General features: G+C 68.6%; 15 protein-coding genes, 1 tRNA gene and 1 riboswitch. Of the genes, 9 read left to right on the forward strand and 7 right to left on the reverse strand.

Annotated features, from left to right (window positions below; translation table 11 throughout):
• The first annotated feature begins 10 nt into the window (after nt 1–10).
• The 5 genes from cysS to M9980_RS05620 all read left to right on the forward strand — a co-directional run bounded on the left by cysS (nt 11) and on the right by M9980_RS05620 (nt 4802).
• Nucleotides 11–1429: a cysteine--tRNA ligase gene (cysS, locus tag M9980_RS05600; protein ID WP_250754310.1), complete on the forward strand. Its 1419-nt coding sequence runs from the start codon at nt 11–13 to the stop codon at nt 1427–1429.
• A 138-nt stretch (nt 1430–1567) separates the two neighbouring features.
• Nucleotides 1568–2503, forward strand: a complete 936-nt coding sequence (locus M9980_RS05605) for a D-2-hydroxyacid dehydrogenase (protein WP_250754312.1) — start codon at nt 1568–1570, stop codon at nt 2501–2503.
• Between the two features lie 48 nt (nt 2504–2551).
• A complete protein-coding gene (locus tag M9980_RS05610) occupies nt 2552–3016 on the forward strand; it encodes a TM2 domain-containing protein (protein ID WP_250754314.1) in 465 nt (154 codons plus the stop codon).
• 276 nt (nt 3017–3292) lie between these two features.
• Complete coding sequence (locus M9980_RS05615) at nt 3293–4666, forward strand: class II 3-deoxy-7-phosphoheptulonate synthase (protein WP_250755077.1); 1374 nt, start codon at nt 3293–3295, stop codon at nt 4664–4666.
• Between the two features lie 61 nt (nt 4667–4727).
• Nucleotides 4728–4802, forward strand: a tRNA-Glu gene (locus M9980_RS05620).
• Nucleotides 4803–4813: 11 nt separating this feature from the next.
• On the opposite strand, the gene M9980_RS05625 is transcribed toward M9980_RS05620, so the two are convergent.
• Entirely contained in the window at nt 4814–6913 is a 2100-nt protein-coding gene (locus M9980_RS05625) for a malate synthase G (RefSeq protein ID WP_250754316.1), read from the reverse strand.
• 101 nt (nt 6914–7014) lie between these two features.
• On the opposite strand from M9980_RS05625, the gene M9980_RS05630 reads away from it, so the two are divergent.
• Nucleotides 7015–7896, forward strand: a complete 882-nt coding sequence (locus tag M9980_RS05630; RefSeq protein WP_250754318.1) for a LysR family transcriptional regulator — start codon at nt 7015–7017, stop codon at nt 7894–7896.
• Here the strand turns inward: M9980_RS05630 and M9980_RS05635 are convergent.
• The 5 genes from M9980_RS05635 to maiA all read right to left on the reverse strand — a co-directional run bounded on the left by M9980_RS05635 (nt 7893) and on the right by maiA (nt 13302).
• Nucleotides 7893–8651, reverse strand: coding sequence for an ABC transporter ATP-binding protein (locus M9980_RS05635; protein WP_250754320.1), 759 nt, complete (start codon nt 8649–8651; stop codon nt 7893–7895). The genes M9980_RS05630 and M9980_RS05635 overlap by 4 nt on opposite strands.
• Nucleotides 8648–9622, reverse strand: coding sequence for a FecCD family ABC transporter permease (locus M9980_RS05640; RefSeq protein ID WP_250754322.1), 975 nt, complete (start codon nt 9620–9622; stop codon nt 8648–8650). The genes M9980_RS05635 and M9980_RS05640 overlap by 4 nt, the downstream gene beginning before the upstream one ends.
• A complete protein-coding gene (locus M9980_RS05645; protein WP_250754324.1) occupies nt 9619–10431 on the reverse strand; it encodes an ABC transporter substrate-binding protein in 813 nt (270 codons plus the stop codon). The genes M9980_RS05640 and M9980_RS05645 overlap by 4 nt, the downstream gene beginning before the upstream one ends.
• Entirely contained in the window at nt 10428–12314 is a 1887-nt protein-coding gene (locus M9980_RS05650; protein WP_250754326.1) for a TonB-dependent receptor plug domain-containing protein, read from the reverse strand. Before M9980_RS05650 ends, M9980_RS05645 begins: the two co-directional genes overlap by 4 nt.
• A gap of 152 nt (nt 12315–12466) precedes the next feature.
• Nucleotides 12467–12650: riboswitch (cobalamin riboswitch) on the reverse strand.
• Between the two features lie 19 nt (nt 12651–12669).
• A complete protein-coding gene (gene maiA / locus M9980_RS05655; RefSeq protein ID WP_250754328.1) occupies nt 12670–13302 on the reverse strand; it encodes a maleylacetoacetate isomerase in 633 nt (210 codons plus the stop codon).
• A 120-nt stretch (nt 13303–13422) separates the two neighbouring features.
• On the opposite strand from maiA, the gene M9980_RS05660 reads away from it, so the two are divergent.
• From M9980_RS05660 to M9980_RS05670, 3 genes are read left to right on the forward strand one after another with little or no spacing between them, the layout of a single operon-like run.
• Nucleotides 13423–14640, forward strand: coding sequence for an efflux RND transporter periplasmic adaptor subunit (locus M9980_RS05660; protein WP_422921388.1), 1218 nt, complete (start codon nt 13423–13425; stop codon nt 14638–14640).
• Between the two features lie 4 nt (nt 14641–14644).
• Nucleotides 14645–17842, forward strand: coding sequence for a multidrug efflux RND transporter permease subunit (locus M9980_RS05665; RefSeq protein ID WP_277998316.1), 3198 nt, complete (start codon nt 14645–14647; stop codon nt 17840–17842).
• Nucleotides 17839–19326 (forward strand): efflux transporter outer membrane subunit, encoded by a 1488-nt coding sequence (locus M9980_RS05670; RefSeq protein WP_250754330.1) that lies wholly within the window; start codon nt 17839–17841, stop codon nt 19324–19326. Before M9980_RS05665 ends, M9980_RS05670 begins: the two co-directional genes overlap by 4 nt.
• Here M9980_RS05670 and M9980_RS05675 read toward each other — a convergent pair whose 3' ends face one another.
• Nucleotides 19327–19539: a hypothetical protein gene (locus tag M9980_RS05675; protein ID WP_250754332.1), complete on the reverse strand. Its 213-nt coding sequence runs from the start codon at nt 19537–19539 to the stop codon at nt 19327–19329.
• Nucleotides 19540–19564: the final 25 nt, after the last annotated feature.

Raw genomic sequence — 19564 nt, forward strand, 5'->3', positions numbered from 1 at the left:
GGCGCTCCCCATGACGCTCAAGCTCTACAACAGCCTCACCCGCGGCCTCGAAACCTTCCAGCCGATCCATGAGGGGGAGGCGCGCGTCTATACCTGCGGGCCGACGGTCTATAACTACCAGCATATCGGCAACATGCGGGCGTTCATCTTCGCCGACACGCTCGGTCGCGTGCTGAAATGGCATGGCTACGACCTCACCCACATCATCAACATCACCGACGTCGGCCATTTGACCAGCGACGCCGACGCGGGTGAGGACAAGATGGAAAGGGCCGCCGCCCAGCAGGCGAAATCGATCTGGGATATCGCGGCGCACTACACCGATGCCTTCAAGCGGGACGTGCGCCGGCTGAACATCACCCAACCCGCAGAATGGACCGTCGCCACCGATTACGTGCCGCAGATGATCGAGTTCGCAAAGGCGATCGAGGGCGACTGCTATCAGCTCGACACCGGCCTGTATTTCGACACGTCGAAGGTGCCCAATTATGGCAGCCTCGCCCGCGCCGTCAGCGACGAGGGCGAGAGCCGCATCGACCCCGTCGACGGCAAGCGCAACGCCGCCGACTTCGCGATCTGGCGCACGTCGCCGCCGGGCGAGCAGCGCCAGATGGAATGGGATTCGCCGTGGGGTAAGGGCGCCCCCGGCTGGCACCTCGAATGTTCGGTGATGAGCCACGCGCGACTTGGCCATCCGTTCGATATCCACACCGGCGGCATCGACCACCGCGAGATCCACCACCCGAACGAGATCGCCCAGAACCAGGCGTTCTGCGCCTGCGACGACCCCGGCGCGCGGATTTGGATGCACAACAACTTCCTTGTGGACCGCGGCGGCAAGATGTCGAAGTCGGCGGGCGGGTTCCTGACGCTGCAGACGCTGGTGGATGCCGGCGTCCACCCGCTCGCCTACCGGCTGCTGTGCCTTCAGGCGCATTACCGCAGCGAGCTGGAGTTCACCTGGGACAATCTCGCCGCCGCGCTGACCCGGCTGAAGCGGCTGGTGCAGGCAGTGGAGAAATTGCGCGAGCGCCACGACGCCGAACCGCGCGGGACGCTGGACGTCACCGAGGTGGCGGCGGCGCGCGAAGCAGTCGGCGACGACCTGAACACCGCCCGCGTGCTGGTGCTGCTGGAGACCGTCGTCAGCGGCAAGGGCCACGCTGCCGACCGACTGCTCGCCGCGCGCAAGATCGATCGGGTGCTCGGCCTGCGGCTCGCGATGATCACCCGCGACGAACTGCGCGTTCGCCCGAAGGACGCGACGATCGACGAGGATGCGATCGAGGCGCGGCTGGACGAGCGCAAGGCCGCCCGCGTCGCGAAGGACTTCGCGCGGTCCGACGCGATTCGCGACGAACTGGCGGCGGCGGGGGTCGAGGTGATGGACGGCGACCCGCTCGCCTGGGAATGGAAACTGGACCTCTAACTCCTCCCCGGCATGAGAGGTGGCGCCGCGCAGCGGCGACGGAGGGGCTATCCAACCAGCGCAACGCCCGCGGCATGCCCCCTCCACCGCTTCTCGGTCCCCCTCCCCGTGCCGGGGAGGATTTGCTAGGCCACGCCCATGAAAGCCGTTCTCCCCGCGCTCGCCCGCCCGATGCTCCAACCGCGGCTGCCCACCGGGCTCGACGTGGCCTGGTTCTCCACGCGAGAGGAAGCCACGGAGATGGCGCGCGATGCCGAGATCGTGTGGGCGGACATGCAGCGCTCCGCCTGGACCGCAGAGGCGGTCGCGGGCGCAGAGAAGCTCAAATGGGCCTCCACGCTCTACGCCGGCATCGATGCGTTCGACACGCAGTTGCTGAAACGGCGCGGTGCGATCCTGACCAACGGGGTCGGCATCAATGCGCTTGCGGTCGCCGAATATGCCGTGATGGGCGTGCTCGTCGCCGCGAAGCGCTTCGACCAGGTGGTGCGTCAGGCCGACACCCGCGAGTGGACCATCGCCGCGCCCGGCACCACCGAACTCTACGAGACGAAGGCGTTGATCGTGGGCTACGGCGCGATCGGACGGTTGATCGGCGAGCGATTGCAGGCGTTCGGAGTGGCCGTCGATGCCGTCACCCGGTCGGGCCGCGACGGCACGCTGACGCCAGACCAGTGGAAACCGCGGATCGGCGAATATGACTGGGTGATTCTGGCCGCCCCGTCGACCGGCGACACCCATGCGATGCTTGGCGCGGCGGAACTCGAAGCGATGAAGCCGTCAGCGTGGCTCATCAACATCGCGCGCGGCGACATGGTCGATCAGGATGCGTTGATCGCCGCGCTCCACGCCCGCACCATCGCCGGCGCGTTCCTCGATACCGTGACGCCCGAGCCGCTGCCCGCCGACCATCCGATGTGGACCACGCCCAACGCGATCCTGACGATGCACCTGTCAGGGCGCAGCCAGACAAAGATGTTCGCCCGTGCCGCCGCGCTGTTCCTCGACAATCTCGACGCGTTCCTGACCGGCAAACCGCTCAAAAATACGGTCGATCTCGACGCGGGATATTGACGAGGCACCCCCCTTCCCGCCACGTCACGGCACGACAAGGGGGATGGAATGCGCGGACAGATACTTGGGGTGGATCGCAGCAGCGGTGAGGGCCTCATCACCGGTTCGGACGGGCAGCGCTATCGCTTCCGCCAGGACGACTGGGGCGACAAGATCGGCCCGGCAGTCGGCGCCGACGTCGATTTCGAGGCGCAGGACAACCGTGCGCTCAGCGTCTACCGCGTTCCCGGCACCGTGCCTGCCCATGTCGTCGCCGAGCACGCCCAGCCCCGCCCGCGCCGCGGCAGCGACCGCAACAAGATCGTCGCCGCCTTGCTCGCCTTCTTTCTCGGCATCTTCGGCATCCACCGTTTCTATCTTGGTCGCACCGGCACCGGCATCCTGATGCTGGTGCTTACCTGCACCCTGCTGGGCATCGTCATCACCGGCGTCTGGGCGTTCGTCGACATGATCCGCTACCTGATCATGTCCGACGAGGAATTCGACGATCGCTACCAGCGCCGCCTGAGCTGATTTACCCCGTAGGGGAAATACGCGCTTGCGGCGTTTACCCGTGCGGGGTAAGCGGCGGACATGACGACGCAAGCCGGCCTCAAGATTCGCACCTTCCGCAGTGACCGCGGCCTCAGCCGGGCGGCGTTCGGTGCTTGGTTCGACACGCCCGGCAGCACCGTCCAGGGCTGGGAGGAGGAGGGCAAGCGCGCGAGCGCCAAGGTCGCCAACCAGATCGCCGCCAACGGCATCGCCGACCACGCCGACTGGTTCGTCGGCGCCCGCACGGAGAATGATATGGCCGCCGCCTGGTCCCCCGACAGCTGGACCGCCGCCGACGCGCGCCAGATGCCGCACTATCCCGACGCCGCCGCGCTCGATGCCGCGACCACCGAGCTGCAACGCTATCCCCCGCTGGTCTTCGCTGGCGAGGCCCGCGAGCTGACCGCCGATCTCGCCCAGGTCGCGGCGGGCAAGGCGTTCCTGCTTCAGGGCGGCGATTGCGCCGAGAGTTTCGCCGAGTTCCACCCCAACAACATCCGCGATACCTTCCGCGTCATCCTGCAGATGGCGGTCGTGCTGACCTATGCGTCGAAGCTCCCGGTCATCAAGGTCGGGCGTATGGCCGGCCAGTTCGCCAAGCCGCGATCGACCGATACCGAGACGATCGATGGCGTCGAGCTGCCCAGCTACCGCGGCGACATCGTCAACGACATCGCCTTCACCCCCGAAGCGCGCATTCCCGATCCGCAGCGATTGATCCGCGGCTATTCGCAGTCGGCGGCGACGCTGAACCTGCTCCGCGCGTTCGCCAGCGGCGGCTACGCCAACCTCCACCAGGTCCAGCGGTGGACCCATGACTTCATGGGCCGCAGCCCGTGGGCCAAGAAATACGCCGACCTCGCCGACCGCATCGGCGAGGCGCTCGATTTCATGGCCGCGTGCGGGATCGATGCCGACCGCGTGCCGCAGCTGAAGGCGACGAGCTTCTACACCAGTCACGAGGCGCTGCTGCTCCGCTACGAACAGGCGCTGACCCGGCAGGATTCGCTCACCGGCGACTGGTACGACACCTCCGCCCACATGCTGTGGATCGGCGATCGCACCCGGTTCGAAGGATCGGCGCATGTCGAGTTCCTGCGCGGCATCGGCAACCCGATCGGCATGAAATGCGGGCCTAGCCTGGAGCCCGATGCGCTGCTGCGCCTGCTCGACACCCTCAATCCGGCGCGCGTCCCCGGCCGCATGACGCTCATCACCCGCTACGGCCACGACAAGATCGAGGCGGGCTTGCCGAAACTCGTCCGCGCGGTGCAGCGCGAGGGGCATAGCGTCGTGTGGAGCTGCGACCCGATGCACGGCAACGTCGTCAAGGCCGCCAACGGCTACAAGACGCGCCCCTTCGACCGCATCCTCGCCGAGGTCCGTGGCTTCTTCGCGGTCCACCGTGCCGAGGGGTCGTTCGCCGGCGGGATCCATTGCGAGATGACCGGGCAGAACGTCACCGAATGCACCGGCGGCGCGATCGACGTGACCGAACAGTCGCTCGCCGACCGCTATCACACCCACTGCGATCCGCGGCTGAATGCGGGGCAGAGCCTGGAGCTCGCGTTCCTGCTCGCCGAGATGCTCAACGTCGAAATGGGCGAGCGGCGGAAGGCCGCGGCGTAATCGGCGGCTGGGCGGGTTGACGAAATCGCCCGCCCGCCCTATTCGCCCGCCTCCGCTCAACGGCCCCTTCGTCTAGCGGTTAGGACGTCGCCCTCTCACGGCGAAAACACGAGTTCGATTCTCGTAGGGGTCACCAGCGGTCCACCCTCATGCCTGAGCCTTTGCCATCGCCCGGAAGCGGTGGAGCAGCGGCTCGGTGTAGCCGTTCGGCTGCGCCTCCCCTTCGAAGATCAGCGCGCGCGCTGCTCGGAAGGCCAAACTGGCGTCCTCGCGCCCGGCCATCGGCACGTAGAGCGGATCGCCGGCGTTCTGCGCGTCCACCTTCGCCGCCATCCGTCGAAGCGCCTCATCGACATCGTCCCGCGTCGCGACGCCGTGCCGCAGCCAGTTCGCCACGTGCTGCGACGAAATGCGCAGCGTCGCGCGATCCTCCATCAGCCCGACGTCGTGGATATCGGGCACCTTCGAGCACCCCACGCCCTGGTCGACCCAGCGCACGACATAGCCGAGGATGCCCTGCGCGTTGTTGTCGAGTTCCTCGCGGACCTCCTCCGCCGACCAGTTGCGCCCGGTCGCGACCGGGATCGTCAGCAGCGCGTCGAGTGGCGCCACCGCCTCCGCCACTCGCTCGGCCTGACGCGCGAAGACGTCGGTATCGTGGTAATGCGTCGCATGCAGCGTCGCCGCGGTCGGCGACGGCACCCAGGCGGTGTTCGCACCGGTCCGCGGGTGCGCCGCCTTCTGCTCCAGCATGTCGGCCATCCGATCGGGCGCCGCCCACATCCCCTTGCCGATCTGCGCCCGCCCGCTGAGACCGCACGCAAGCCCGATCTGGACGTTCCGGTCTTCATAGGCCGCGATCCAGTCGGCGCCCTTCATCTCGCCTTTCCGGATCATCGCGCCGGCCCGCATCGACGTGTGCATCTCGTCGCCGGTGCGGTCGAGGAAGCCGGTGTTGATGAAGACGATGCGGTCCTTCACCGCATGGATGCACGCCGCGAGGTTGGCCGAGGTGCGGCGTTCCTCGTCCATCACGCCGACCTTGATCGTGTGGCGGGCGAGGCCGAGTAGATCCTCGACCGCGTCGAACAGCGCGTTGGTGAAGGCGGCCTCGGCGGGGCCGTGCATCTTGGGTTTGACGATGTAGATGCTGCCAGCGCGACTGTTGGTGCGGGGGCCGTTGACGTCGTGCAGCGCGATCAGCGACGTGAGAATCGCGTCGAGGATCCCTTCTGGCGCCTCGCCGCCGTCGGGCAGCAGAATCGCGGGCGTCGTCATCAGGTGGCCGACATTGCGCACGAACATCAGGCTGCGTCCCGGCAGCGTCAGCGCGCTACCGTCGATCGCGGTGTAGCGACGGTCGGGCGCGAGCCGGCGGGTCATCGACCGCCCGCCCTTCTCGAACGTCTCCTCCAGGTCGCCGCGCATCAGGCCGAGCCAGTTGGCATAGGCGGTGACCTTGTCCGCGGCATCGACCGCGGCGATCGAATCCTCCAGGTCCGCGATGGTCGATAGCGCGGATTCGAGGACCACATCGGCCAGCCCCGCCGGATCGTCGCGCCCGATCGGATGATCGCGGTCGACGACCAGTTCGATGTGCAGCCCGTGGTGCCGCAGCAACAGCGTCTCTCCGGCGCGGCCCACCAGCTGCGCGGGGTCCGCCAGCACCGGATCGCCGCCCGCCCAGTCGCTCCACGACCCCGCCGCCAGCGGCACCGCGCGGTCGAGAAACGCCTTGGCCCACGCGATCACCTGCGCGCCGCGCGCGTCATCATATCCCTCCCCCTGCGCGCGCCCCGGAATGGCGTCGGTACCGTAGAGCGCATCGTACAGACTGCCCCAGCGCGCATTCGCGGCGTTCAGCAGGAAGCGGGCGTTGAGGATCGGCACGACCAGTTGCGGACCCGCCAGCGTCGCGATCTCCGCATCGACATTTCCGGGCTCGATCGTGAATGGCGCGGGCTCGGGCACGAGGTAGCCGATCCCGCGGAGGAACGCCTGATATTCGGCGTGGTCGATCCGCTGCCCGGCACGGGCATCGTGCCAGGCGTCGATCCGCGCCTGCAAATCGTCGCGCGCCGCCAGCAACCGCGCATTCTCCGGCGCGAACCGGGCGAAGATGTCCGCCACTCCCTGCCAGAACGCGGCGGTATCGACACCTGTGCCCGGCAGCGCGCGCTGCTCGACGAATGCCGCGAGCGACGCCGCGACCTTCAGCCCCGCGCGATCCTCATAGGTTTCGGTCATCGCATCGCCCTCATCGCGTCCATAGTCCGACACCGATAGCCCGAGTGCCATCTGCGCGGTAGAGACCCAAATCGACAAGCACCTGTTCCCAGGACGAACTAATGATCGACCCGGACTATCACCTGTTCGCTAGCGTGGTCGAGGGCGGCAGCCTGTCCGCCGCCGCTCGCGCGCTGCACATTTCTCCGGCGATGGCGTCGAAACGCCTCGCGCGGCTGGAAGCGCGGCTGGGCGTGATGCTGATCCACCGCACCACCCGGCGCCTCGCGCTGACGCAGGCGGGCGAGCGGTTTCACGGCGATGTCGTCGCGATCCTGCGGGCAGTCCGCGAGGCTGAAGCGCGCGTGACCGGCGACAGAGACGAGCCGCAGGGGGCGCTGCGCGTCTCCGCACCGACGTCGTTCGGGCGGCTGCATGTCGTGCCGCTGCTCCACGCCTTCCTCGTGCGCCATCCGCGCGTGGCGCTGGAGATCGACCTGACCGACGCCTATGTCGATCTGCTCGGCGGGCGCGTCGACGTGGCGATCCGCATTGCCGCCGATGTGCCGGCAAATCTGGTCGCGCACCGCATCGGGTCGAACCGCCGCGTGCTGTGCGCGAGCCCCGTCTATCTCGCCGCGCACGGCATGCCCGATACGATCGCCGCGCTCCAGCAGCATCGCTTGCTTGCCGCGGACGGGCAACTGCCGTGGCAGCTGACCGATGGACGCCGCGCCCGCAGTGTCGATGGGCGCAGCCACGTCCGCACCAATTCGAGCGAAGTCGTCCGCGAACTGGCGATCACCGGAGTCGGCATCGCGCTGCGCTCGCTGTGGGACGTCGGCGACGCGCTCGCCGATGGCCGGCTGGTTCGCGTCCTGCCCGATTGGGAAGGGCCGAGCGACCTGGCGATCCACGCCGTCCATCCCTATCGCCCCAACCCGCCGCCCGCGGTCGCGGCGTTCATCGCGTTCCTCGGCGAGGCTCTGGGCGACGCTAGCTAGGCGATCGCACCGTCGATGATGACCGACAGTCGGGAGCCGCTGCGTTCGACGTGCGCGGCGACACCGTAGATCGCGGCGATCCTCTCCGCGGTCATCGTGTCCGCAACGCTGCCGTCGGCGACGATGCGCCCGCGGTCGATCCACACCAGCCGGTCGGCATATCGCGCGGCGAGGTCGAGGTCGTGGAGCACCGCCAGCACCCCGCCCCCGGCCTTGGCGAAGTCCGCCAGCAGCCCGAGCACGCGGTGTTGGTGCCGCGGGTCTAGCGAGGCGACCGGCTCGTCGGCGACGATATACCCGGCCCGCGACGCCAGCGCGCGGGCGAGATGGACGCGGGCGAGTTCGCCGCCGGACAGCGTATGGGCGGAGCGCGTCGCCAGATGCGCAGTTTCTGCCGCGGCCATTGACGCCGCGACTGCCGCAGCATCCTGCCCGCCCAGCCGATACGGCGCGGCACCATGCGCGAAGCGGCCGAGCGCGACGATGTCGACGACCCGCGAGGGCCACGCGAGCGGACGGCTCTGCGGCAGATAGGCGACGCGCCGTGCGCGACGGGCCGGTGACAGGGCACTCACCGCGACCCCATCGACCGTCGCCTCACCCCGATCGGCAGCGGCCAGCCCGAGCAGCATCCGCAGCAGCGTCGTCTTGCCCGCGCCGTTGGGGCCGAGCAGCACGACCATCTCGCCCGGCGCGACCGTCAACGACGCGTCGGTGACGATGCCATCGCGGGTCAGGCCAGCGCCGACGATCATGCCCCCCGCCTCCGCACCGCGATCAGGATGAACAGCGGCGCGCCGACGATCGCGGCGACGACGCCCAGCCGCAATTCGTTGACGCTGGGGATCACGCGCACGCCGATGTCGGCGACCGTGACGAACAGCCCGGCGGCGAGCGCGGAGGGTACCAGGCTGCGCGCCGGGTCATAGCCGACCCACGGGCGCACAAGATGCGGCGCGACGATCCCGACGAAGCCGATCGCCCCCGCCAGCGCAATCGAGCCGCCGGTGGCGAGCCCTGCACCCAGTACCACCGCGATCCGCTGGCGTTTCAGATCCAGCCCGACGCCCGCCGCCGCTTCCTCGCCCAGCGTCAGCGCCGACAGTCCGCGCCGCGTCGCCAGCAGGATCGCAGCCCCGCCGCCGATGAACGGCAGCGCCGCGCCGATTTCGGCAAAGCTGCGGTTGGCGACCGAACCCAGCGTCCAGTTTATCATGTCGGCCAGGCTGAACGGATTGGGCGCAAGGTTGAGCAGCAGCGCCATGATCGCGCCGGCGAAACTCGACAGTCCGACTCCGATCAGGATCAGCGTCGTCACCGACAACGTGCGCAGCGCGACCGCGGCGATCAGCGCGGTCCCGGCGAGCGCCCCGACGATCGATGCGAACGGCAGCGCGAACGCCGATGCCCCCGCCAGCCCGTAATAGAGCGTCGTCGTCGCGGCGAGCGTCGCGCAGGCCGACACGCCGAGCACCCCCGGCTCAGCCAGCGGATTGCGCAGCAGCCCCTGGAGCGCCGCCCCGCTCAACCCCAGCGCCGCCCCCGCCGTGAACGCGGCGACCGCTCGCGGCAGGCGGATCAGCCAGACGACGATGCGATCCTCGGGCGTCCCCCCGCCGAGCAGCGCGGCAAGCAGGCGCGCGGGCGGCAGCGGCACCGATCCCAGGAAGCACGCCGCGACGATCGCGACGATGCTGGCGACGACGAGGAACAGGGTCAGCCTCACCGCGCCACCTTCGCCATCGCCTCGACCGCGTCGAGCACGAACCAGCCGCCGCACGCCGTCCACGCACCGGGCAGCGCCGCGGTCGGGCGCCCGCGGAACGCCGCGCGTGCGACCGGGTGTGCGGTCGCGCTCCACGGGTCGGCGCGGTTCCAGCGCGTGTCGAAGAAGGCGGCGGCGACGACATCGGGCTTGGCATAGGCCAGCCGCTCGAGCGGCAGCGGCGCCCACCCGGCCTGCGTCTGGAAGTTGCGCAGCCCCGCTGCCCGCATCATCGCATCGACCAGCGATCCCGGCCCCGTCGTTACCCCGCCCGGCGTGACGTAGAGCGCCGATCGCGCGGCAGACGCCTTCGCGAGCTTCGCCACGCGCGCGTCGATCTCAGCCGCCATCGCTGCACCCGCGGCATGCTCGCCAAGCCCGTCCGCCGCCTCGATCAGCACGCGCTTTACGCCGGCCAGATCCTCGGCATAGCCAAGCTGCAACACCGGCACCCCCGCCCGCGCCAGCAGCGGCGCGACGTTCGGCCCGCCGCCATAACTGCGCACCACCATGTCGGGCCGCAGCAACAGCACATCCTCCGCGCTCGCCCGCACCTGCGGCACGCCCGCCGCTGCGCCACGCATGTACGAAAACTCCGCACGCGCGTCCGGCGACACCGCAGCGATGCGCGCGGCGGGCAGCAGCTTCAGCACATATTGGTCGGCGCAGTAATCGAGGCTGACGACCCGCATCGGCTTCACCGCCGGGCGCACCGGCACCGCCGGCGCGCACCCCACGAGTACCAGGCAGATCGCCAGCCCGGATTTCACAGCTTCAGCCGCACGCCGGCATAGGCCGCCCGCCCGGCGGTGCCGTATTGGAAGACGGTCTCATACGCCTCATCGAACAGGTTTTCGACGCGGCCGTACAGTTCGATGTTGCGCGTGACCGGGAAGGCCGCGCGCAGATCGACCAGTACATAACCGTCGAGCCGCCGCGCGTTCGCGGGATCGTCGAAACTGTCGCCGACATGCGCGATCGTCGCCCCCGCCGACAGCCCGAAAGCCCAGGCATAGTCGGCGACCATGCTGACACTCTCGCGCGGGCGCCGCGCCAGCTCGCGCCCGGTCAGGCGGTTGCGGGCATCGAGATAGGTATAGGCGAAGGCGACCTTCATCGGCGCGACCGGGCGCAGCGTCAGCACCGCCTCGACCCCTTCCGCGCGCGTGCTGCGGACATTGTCATAGGTGCCGAACGGGCGGTTGGTGCAGATGCCGCCGACCACGCCAAAGCACGAGACGAAATCGATCTGGTTCTCGGTATCGCGGTGGAAGTACGTCGCACCGACCTCGACCGCTTCGCCCAGTACCCGTTGGACCACGCCGGCATCCCAACTCTTCGAGCGTTCGGGGACGAGCGTCGTGTTCCCGTAATCGCCGAACAACTGGTAGAGCGACGGCGAGCCGAAGCCTTCGCCATAGCTCGCGCGCAGCCGCGTCGCGCCGCCGTTGGGGCTGGCGGTGCCGTTCACCGCAAAGGTCGTCGCGCTGCCGAAGCGGCTGTGGTCGTCATTGCGCACACCCCCGGTCAGGGCGACGCCCGCGACCGGCTTCACCGTCACTTCGCCATAGAAGCTGTCGATGGTGTTGCGCGCGCCGAGCAGGGTGCCGAAGCTGTCCGCGCGGAAGGTCGAGAGCTCGCTTTCGGCCCCGAACACCGCCGCAACGTAATCGAGATCGACGGTGCCCTGATATTCGAAGCGCCGGTTCAGCCCGCGCGAATCGAATGTCGCGAAATCGGTCGCGTCGCGGTTGGTGCGGTCGATCCGCGAATAGGCGACGCCGGCGCGGTTGAGGAACTTGCCGTCGAACAGTTTCAGCCGCACGCCGCCATAGCCGCTCAATTCGCGCGTGGTCGAATAGTCGCCGGTGTCGCCGAACGCATAGGTCGGCGGGGCGAAGCCATCGAGGTCGACTCGCCCGTCGGCGAAGCGTCCGCGCGCCTCGACCGTCAGCGCGTCGCCGATCGCGACCGCGACCTTGCCGTTCGCACCGTACTGCCGATACCCGTCGCGCTCCCGCCCGCCCAGCCGCTGGTCGAAGGCGGAAAAGCCATCGGTGCGCAGATACTGCCCGCCGATGCTGGCGCTGACCGGGCCGAACTTGCCCGATGCGTTGGCGACGGCATTGGCGGTGTCGCGCCAGCCATATTCGGCGGACGCCCGCAGCTCCGGCTGTTCGCCCGCCTCGCGCGTGATGACGTTGACGACCCCGCCGATCGCGCGGCTGCCCCAGATCACCGACTGCGACCCGCGCACGACCTCGATCCGGTCGATGTTGCCGACCAGCAGATTGCCGAAGTCGAACCCGCCCGAGGGGCTCGCCGGATCGTCGAGCTTCACGCCATCCACCAGCAACAGGGTCTGCTGCGGGTCGGCGCCACGGATGTTGACCGAGGCAGCGGTGCCAAGTCCGCCCGCGCGCGTGGCGCCGACCCCCGGCACGGTGCGCAGCAGGTCGATCACAGCCTGCGACTGACGCGCGGCGATCTCTTCGGCATCGATGACGGTCACCGACTGGCCGACCTCATCGATCGGGCGCGCGTCGCGGTTGGCGGTGACGACGATCGGGTCGGCGCGGGTTTCGGTCTGGGCAAGCGCGGGCGTGGCGGCGGCGATCAGGCCGGGCGCGAGCAGGAGATACGTGGCTTTCATGGGTAACGGTCCTCGCCCGACCGGCGTCGAACCGGGCGGAGCAGCAACGACATGTCTGGGCCCGCCGCCCCAGAAGGGAACGGCGCGACTGCGGCCATCGGATGTCGTTACGAAGGGATACGTCCCCATCGCGCACGGCTGGACCCGGCCGGGCGACGAACGACGCGATGGCAGGTCTCCTGGCTTGCCGATCGTCACCTTGGGCCGTCTTCCCGAGGCTCGACGCCCCAGTGACATGATTGGCCTTCGGCTCCCGGCTTACAGTTGCGGGCACAGCGCCGGAGTTGCACCGGCTTCCCTTTTCACCCTTGCGGGCACCATCTGTCGCGGCGGTTACGCCCGGTTGTGCGGTGCGTCAATCGGCGTCGGGCTGCGCCTTGGGCCGGGCGGCGGCAAAGGCGGGCAGCGCGCGCGCCTCCGCCACGATCGCGGCAAGGCGCGGATAGGGCGACAGGTCGGTCGCGAACCGCTCCGCATTATACCATTGCGGCACCAGCATCACGTCGGCGATGCCGGGCGTGTCGCCATAGCAGAAGTGCCCGCCGTGCGCCGCGACCATCGCCTCCAGCGCCGCGAACCCCTCACCCACCCAATGCCGGATCCACGCGTCGATCGCCGGCTGCTCGGCCCCGAAATCGGCCTTCAGCGCCTTCAGGATGCGCAGATTATTGACCGGGTGGATGTCGCACGCGACCACCTGCGCCATCGCCCGTACGATCGCGCGCGGGCCGGCGCCGTCGGGCAACAGCCGCGGCTCCGGGTGCGTCTCGTCGAGCCATTCGATGATCGCCAGGCTCTGCGTCAGGACCATGCCATCGATCTCGATCGCCGGAATCAACCCCTGCGGCGCGATGGAGCGGTACCGCGCATCGGACTGTTCGCCGCGCCGCAGGTCGTGCGCGACCTGGGTGTAGGCCAAGCCCTTCAGATTCAGGGCGATACGAATGCGATACGCCGCCGAAGACCGCCAGTAATCGTGCAGGATCATGCTCGCTTCCTCCCGATAAAATTGTCGCAACATGTCTCACGACTCGCGCCGGACCTTGCTGCAATGCCGAAATTCCGGTCCTAGGGGCAACCAAGATCGGACTTCGGGGTTGCCAGCGCGGTGAACGATAGGAAACTAAGCAAATCGGCCGGCGCGGTCGCACTGGCGCTGCTGGTCGCGGCATGCGGCGCCGGCGACGAGGCGGCGAACAGCAGCGCGCAGGGCAAGGGCGGCGCCGGCGGCCCCGTCGCGGTCGGCTTCGTGGTCGTCCAGCCGACGTCGGTCGCCTCGACCACCGAGCTACCCGGTCGCACCGCCGCGTTCGAAACGTCGGAGGTGCGCCCGCAGGTCACCGGCATCATTCGCCGCCGCCTGTTCACCGAAGGCGCGATGGTCCGCGCCGGACAGACGCTCTACCAGATCGACCCCAGCCTCTATCAGGCGTCGGCGAACCAGGCGCAGGCCAATCTGTCGAGCGCCGCCGCCACCGCGGAGGCCGCGCGCATCCGCGCCGATCGCTACCGCCCGCTCGCGCAGGCCGAGGCGGTCAGCAAGCAGGACTATACCGACGCCGTCGCGACGCAGCGCCAGGCCGAGGCGTCGATCGCGCAGAACCGCGCTGCGCTCGAAACCGCGCGGATCAACCTCAACTTCACCCGCGTGCCCGCCCCGATCACCGGTCGAATCGGTCGCAGCCTCGCGACCGTCGGCGCGCTCGTCAGCAGCAACCAGGCCGATCCGATGGCGGTCATCCAGCGGACCGACCCGATGTTCGTCGACATCCAGCAGTCGAGCGCGAACCTGCTCGCGCTGCGCCGCTCGCTCCAGCAGGGTGACGTCGCGCCCGCCAGCGCCAACGTCCGCCTGAAACTGGAGGACGGCAGCGACTATGGCTTTGCCGGCACCGTCCAGTTTGCCGAGGTCACCGTCGATCAGGCGACCGGCACGGTCACGCTGCGCGCCAGCTTCCCCAATCCGCAGGGGCTGCTGCTGCCCGGCATGTTCGTCCGCGCGACCTTCGCGCAGTCCGTGAACCAGAACGCGTTCCTGGTCCCCCAGCCGGCGGTCGCCCGCGACGCGAGGGGCGCTGCAACCGTGTACGTCGTCGGCCCCGACAACAAAGCGGTCCAGCGCCAGATCGTCGCCGAGCGGGCGCAGGGCGCCTTCTGGGTCGTGACCCAGGGGCTGAACCCCGGCGACAAGGTGATCGTGCAGGGCACCGCCAAGCTGAAGCCGAACGCCGCGATCCGGCCGGTCCCCGCCAACACGCCGCAGAAGGTGCAGGCGCCAAGCGGCAAGGCCCAGCCGGGCGGCGGCGCCACAAGGTCGGGCGGCTGAACGCGTGATTTCCCGCATCTTCATCGACCGGCCGATCTTTGCGTGGGTCATCGCGATCGTCATCATGCTCGCGGGTCTGGGCGCCATGTTCAGCCTGCCGATCGCGCAATATCCCGACGTCGCCCCGCCACAGGTGAACATCCGCGCCACCTATCCCGGCGCGTCGGCGGAAACGCTGGAAAACAGCGTGACGCAGGTGCTGGAGCAGCAGCTGACCGGCATCGACGGGCTGCTGTATTTCACCTCGTCCTCTTCCTCGCGCGGCGCGGTCACCATCTCGGCGACCTTCGACAAGGGCACCGATCCCGACATCGCGCAGGTCCAGGTCCAGAACAGCGTGCAGCAGGCGATCTCGCGCCTGCCGCAGCAGGTGCAGCAGCAGGGACTGCGCGTCACCAAGTCGAACCCCGATTTCCTGATGATCGTTGCGGTCTATGACGAAAGCGACAAGCGGACCAACGCCGACGTCTCCGACTATCTCGTCTCGAACCTGCAGGATGCGCTCGGCCGCGTGCCGGGTGTGGGTGAATCGAATGTGTTCGGGTCGCAATATGCGATGCGGGTGTGGCTCGACCCGGCGCGGCTGGCCAGCGTCGGGCTGATCCCCGGGGACGTCATCACCGCGATCACCAACCAGAATACCGAGGTTGCGGCGGGCGAAGTCGGCGGCCTGCCCAATTCCGCCGAGCAGATGCTGAACGCGACCGTCACCGCCCAGTCGCGGTTGCAGACGCCCGAGCAGTTCGCGAACATCATCCTGAAGACGCAGCAGAGCGGCGCAACCGTGCGCCTGGCCGACGTCGCCCGCATCGAGCTGGGCCAGGAAAGCTATGCCGCGGTCAGCCGCGTCAACGGTCACCCCGGCGCCGGCATTGCGGTCAGCCTCGCCCCCGGCGCCGACGCGCTGGAGACGGCAGAGAATGTGAAGGCATTCGTCGAGGGTGCCGCGAAGAACTTCCCCGATGGCCTGACCTACGCCTATCCCAACGACACCACCGCCTTCATCAAGCTGTCGATCGAGGAGGTCGTGAAGACCCTGATCGAGGCGGTGATCTTGGTCGTCATTGTCATGTTCGTGTTTTTGCAAAGCTGGCGCGCGACGCTGATCCCGACGATCGCGGTGCCGGTTGTGCTGCTCGGCACCTTCGCGGTGTTCGCGCTCGCCGGTTTCTCGATCAACACGCTGACATTGTTCGGCCTCGTCCTCGCGATCGGCCTGCTGGTCGATGATGCCATCGTCGTCGTCGAGAACGTCGAGCGGCTGATGGAGGAAAACCCCGAAATGTCGCCGCGGGAGGCGACGATCGAATCGATGAACGAGATCACGGTCGCGCTGATCGCGATCGCATTGGTGCTGTCGGCGGTCTTCCTGCCGATGGCCTTCTTCGGCGGATCGACCGGCGTCATCTACCGCCAGTTTTCCTTGACCGTCATTTCGGCGATGATCCTGTCGGTGGTCGTCGCACTCGTGCTGAGCCCGGCGCTCACCGCAAACCTGTTGAAGCAGCGCCATGCCGAAAAGCGCGAGGGCTGGGCCGAGCGCCGCTTCCCGCGCGCAGCGCATCTGGTCCACCGCGCCGGCGAAAAATTCAACCGCGGTTTCGAGGTCGCGAGCGAGAAATACGTCGCCGCATCGCAGCGGGTCATCGACCGCAAGTGGATCTTCCTGCTGATATACGCCGGCGTCTTCGCGCTGCTCGTGATCCTGTTCTTCCGCCTGCCGACCAGCTTTCTGCCGAGTGAGGATCAGGGCACTGTATCGGTCCAGTTCCGCCTGCCCGCAGGCGCGACGCAGAACCGCACCCGCGTCGTGCAGGAACAGGTGCAGGATTATTTCCTGGGGCCGGAGAGCAAGAACGCGAAGGTCATGCTGACCGTCGCCGGCGGCGGTGGTGGCGGCGCGTCGGGCCAGAACACGGGTCAGGGCTTCATCAACCTGACCGACTGGGCCGACCGCAAGGGCGCCGACAATACCGCCGACGCCATCGCCAAGCGCGCGTCGGGGGCCTTCCGCGGACTTCGCGATGCCGAGGTCTTCGTGCTCGTACCGCCCGCCATCCGCGGCCTCGGCCAGTCGAGCGGCTTCACGATGGAGCTGCAGAACACCGGCGGCCTGTCGCGCGAGCAATTCGTCGCCGCACGCGAACGCCTGCTCGCCGCCGCCAACGCCGACCCGATGCTCGATCGCGTGCGCCTGTCCGACCTGCCCGACATCGCCACCCTGCGCGTCGACGTCGATCCGACCAAGCTCGCCGCGCTGGGCCTCACGCAGGCCGACGTCAACGCCACGTTGTCGACCGCGTGGGGCGGGCGCTACGTCAACGACTTCATCGACCGCGGGCGGGTTAAGCGCGTGTACGTGCAGGGCGACGCCCCCTACCGCGCCGCGCCCGAGGATATCCAGAAATGGTTTGTCCGCGGGTCGGACGGTCAGATGGTGCCGTTCTCGTCCTTCGCCACGATTTCCTGGTCGCAGGCGCCCACCACCCTCTCGCGCTTTTCGGGCGTGCCGGCATTCGAATTCCAGGGACAGGCAGCATCGGGCACCAGTTCGGGCGAAGCGATGGATCGCATCGCCGAGCTTGCGGCACAGATTCCGGGCACGTCGGTCGCCTGGGCCGGGCTCTCTTTCCAGGAACGGCTGTCCTCGGGCCAGGCGCCTTTGCTCTACGGCCTGTCGTTGCTTGTCGTCTTCCTGTGCCTCGCCGCGCTCTATGAAAGCTGGTCGATCCCGTTCGCGGTCCTGCTCGTCATCCCGCTCGGCCTCGTCGGTGCGATCTTCGCAGTGACGCTGCGAGGGCTGGAAAACGACGTGTACCTTCAGATCGGGCTGCTGACGACGATGGGCCTGACCGCGAAGAACGCCATCCTCATCATCGAATTCGCCGAACAGGCCGAGAAGAAGGGGAAGCGCGTCATCGACGCCGCGCTCGAGGCGGCGCGCCTGCGGCTGCGCCCGATCCTGATGACCAGCCTCGCGTTCATCTTCGGCGTGCTGCCACTCGCCATTTCCACCGGCGCGGGCGCGAACAGCCGTATCGCGATCGGCACGTCGGTGATCGGCGGCATGCTGACCGCGACGATCCTGGCGATCTTCTACATCCCGCTGTTCTTCGTGCTCGTCCGCCGCGGCGTGCGCGACGGACTGGCGAAGATGCGCGGCAAGCCGACGGGGTTCCAGCCGCGCGAGGAAACCGCATGATCCGCGCCCTTACCACCGCCGCGTCGGCGCTCGCGCTCGGCGCGTGTTCGCTGGCGCCCGCCTATGAGCGGCCCGCGACGCCCGTGCCGCCATCGTGGCCGGTCGGCGACGCATATCTTCGTCAAAGCGAGGCGGCGCTGCCCGCGGTCAGCTATCGCGATATCTTCCGCGACCCGCGGCTCCAGCGCATCATCGAAAGCGCACTCGCCAACAACCGCGACCTGCGCGCCGCCGCCGCCAACATCGCCATCGCCCGCGCGCAGTATCGCATCCAGCGCGCGGACCGCCTGCCCAATGTCACGGCCGGCGCGACCGCAGGCATCCGGCGCGGCACCAGCCAGGGTACGACCGGCACCGGCACCTCGGTTTCGACCGGCGGCGGCGTGTCCGACAGCTATTCGGCGGACGTCGGCGTCACCGCGTTCGAGCTGGACCTGTTCGGACGCGTCGCTTCGCTCAGCCGCGCAGCGCTCAACGACTATTTCGCGACCGAAGCCGCCGCACGCGCCACGCGCTTGACCCTCGTCAGCGACATCGCCGATGCCTGGCTGACCTATGCCTCCGACCGTAGCCTGATGCTGATCGCTGAAAACACCTCGAAAAGCGCGATGCAAAGCGTCCGGCTGACGCGTTTGCGACTGGAAGGCGGCATCGTGCCGCGTACCGACCTGCGGCAAGCCGAACTGGTACTCGCGCAAGCCAATTCCGACCTTGCCGAGCAGCGCACGGCGCTCGCACAGGACGCCAATCTGCTAAGGCTGCTGGTTGGCGCTGACGTCGATGCCACCCTGCTCCCCGCCTCGATCGAATCGGTCGAGACCACGCTCGCCGAGCTGCCCGCGGGCCTCGACTCGGGCGTCCTGCTGCGCCGTCCCGACGTGGTGCAGGCCGAATATTCGCTCCGATCCGCCAACGCCCAGATCGGCGCGGCGCGCGCGGCGCTGTTCCCGCGCATCAGCCTGACCGGCTTGCTCGGCGTCGCCTCGGGCGCGCTAGGATCGCTGTTCAGCGGCGACGCCTTCACTTGGAGCGCGAGCGCCGGTGCCGACTACAACATCTTCAATGCCGGGGCCGGACGCGAAGGCGTGCTCCAATCCCGCGCCCAGCGCGACCTTGCCCTCGCCAATTACGAAAAGGCGATCCAGACGGCGTTCCGCGAAGTCTCCGACGCGCTCGCCCGCCGCGGCACCGTCGCCGATCAGGCACGCGCGCAAATCGGCCTCGTCGCCTCCGCGCAGGACAATTATGCGCTCAACGACCTCCGTTACCGCGGCGGGATCGACACGTTCCTGAACAGCCTCGACGCGCAGCGGTCGCTCTACAATGCCCAGCGGTCGCTGGTGGCGACGCGGCTGGTCCGCGCTCAGAACCTCGTCGATCTCTACCGGACGATCGGCGGCGACGCGCTGCTCGATGCGACTACGGACGGCCCGCGACCGCTCAGCCCCGAGCCGACGGCCACGCCGGTTCCGCGCACCCGCTGACTATTCGTCCTCGAGCGCCGCCTCGTCTTCGTCCTCCATGTCGAGGTCGTCGGCGTCCTCCATCTCCAGCTGCTCCTCGATCGCCTCGCTGATGAGGTCCAGCTGTTCCAGCGTCGCTTCATACTCGACCGTCTCGCCGTCCTCGTCCTCCAGATGCAGCAGATAGCCGTCGGCTTCCGCCGTGATCGAGAATTGCCCCAGGGTCTTGGCCATCGAAACTCTCCACTTGCAGGATTTG

Origin of the sequence: Sphingomonas donggukensis (genome assembly GCF_023674425.1) — a bacterium.
GTDB classification, from domain to species: Bacteria; Pseudomonadota; Alphaproteobacteria; order Sphingomonadales; family Sphingomonadaceae; genus Sphingomonas; species Sphingomonas donggukensis.

Excerpts from the sequence above, each read along its gene's own strand:
- cysS (WP_250754310.1), top strand. The coding sequence starts at position 11 with ATGACGCTCAAGCTCTACAACAGCCTCACCCGCGGCCTCGAAACCTTC.
- M9980_RS05605 (WP_250754312.1), top strand. The coding sequence starts at position 1,568 with ATGAAAGCCGTTCTCCCCGCGCTCGCCCGCCCGATGCTCCAACCGCGG.
- M9980_RS05610 (WP_250754314.1), top strand. The coding sequence starts at position 2,552 with ATGCGCGGACAGATACTTGGGGTGGATCGCAGCAGCGGTGAGGGCCTC.
- M9980_RS05615 (WP_250755077.1), top strand. The coding sequence starts at position 3,293 with ATGGCCGCCGCCTGGTCCCCCGACAGCTGGACCGCCGCCGACGCGCGC.
- M9980_RS05625 (WP_250754316.1), bottom strand. The coding sequence starts at position 6,913 with ATGACCGAAACCTATGAGGATCGCGCGGGGCTGAAGGTCGCGGCGTCG.
- M9980_RS05630 (WP_250754318.1), top strand. The coding sequence starts at position 7,015 with ATGATCGACCCGGACTATCACCTGTTCGCTAGCGTGGTCGAGGGCGGC.
- M9980_RS05635 (WP_250754320.1), bottom strand. The coding sequence starts at position 8,651 with ATGATCGTCGGCGCTGGCCTGACCCGCGATGGCATCGTCACCGACGCG.
- M9980_RS05650 (WP_250754326.1), bottom strand. The coding sequence starts at position 12,314 with ATGAAAGCCACGTATCTCCTGCTCGCGCCCGGCCTGATCGCCGCCGCC.
- maiA (WP_250754328.1), bottom strand. The coding sequence starts at position 13,302 with ATGATCCTGCACGATTACTGGCGGTCTTCGGCGGCGTATCGCATTCGT.
- M9980_RS05670 (WP_250754330.1), top strand. The coding sequence starts at position 17,839 with ATGATCCGCGCCCTTACCACCGCCGCGTCGGCGCTCGCGCTCGGCGCG.
- M9980_RS05675 (WP_250754332.1), bottom strand. The coding sequence starts at position 19,539 with ATGGCCAAGACCCTGGGGCAATTCTCGATCACGGCGGAAGCCGACGGC.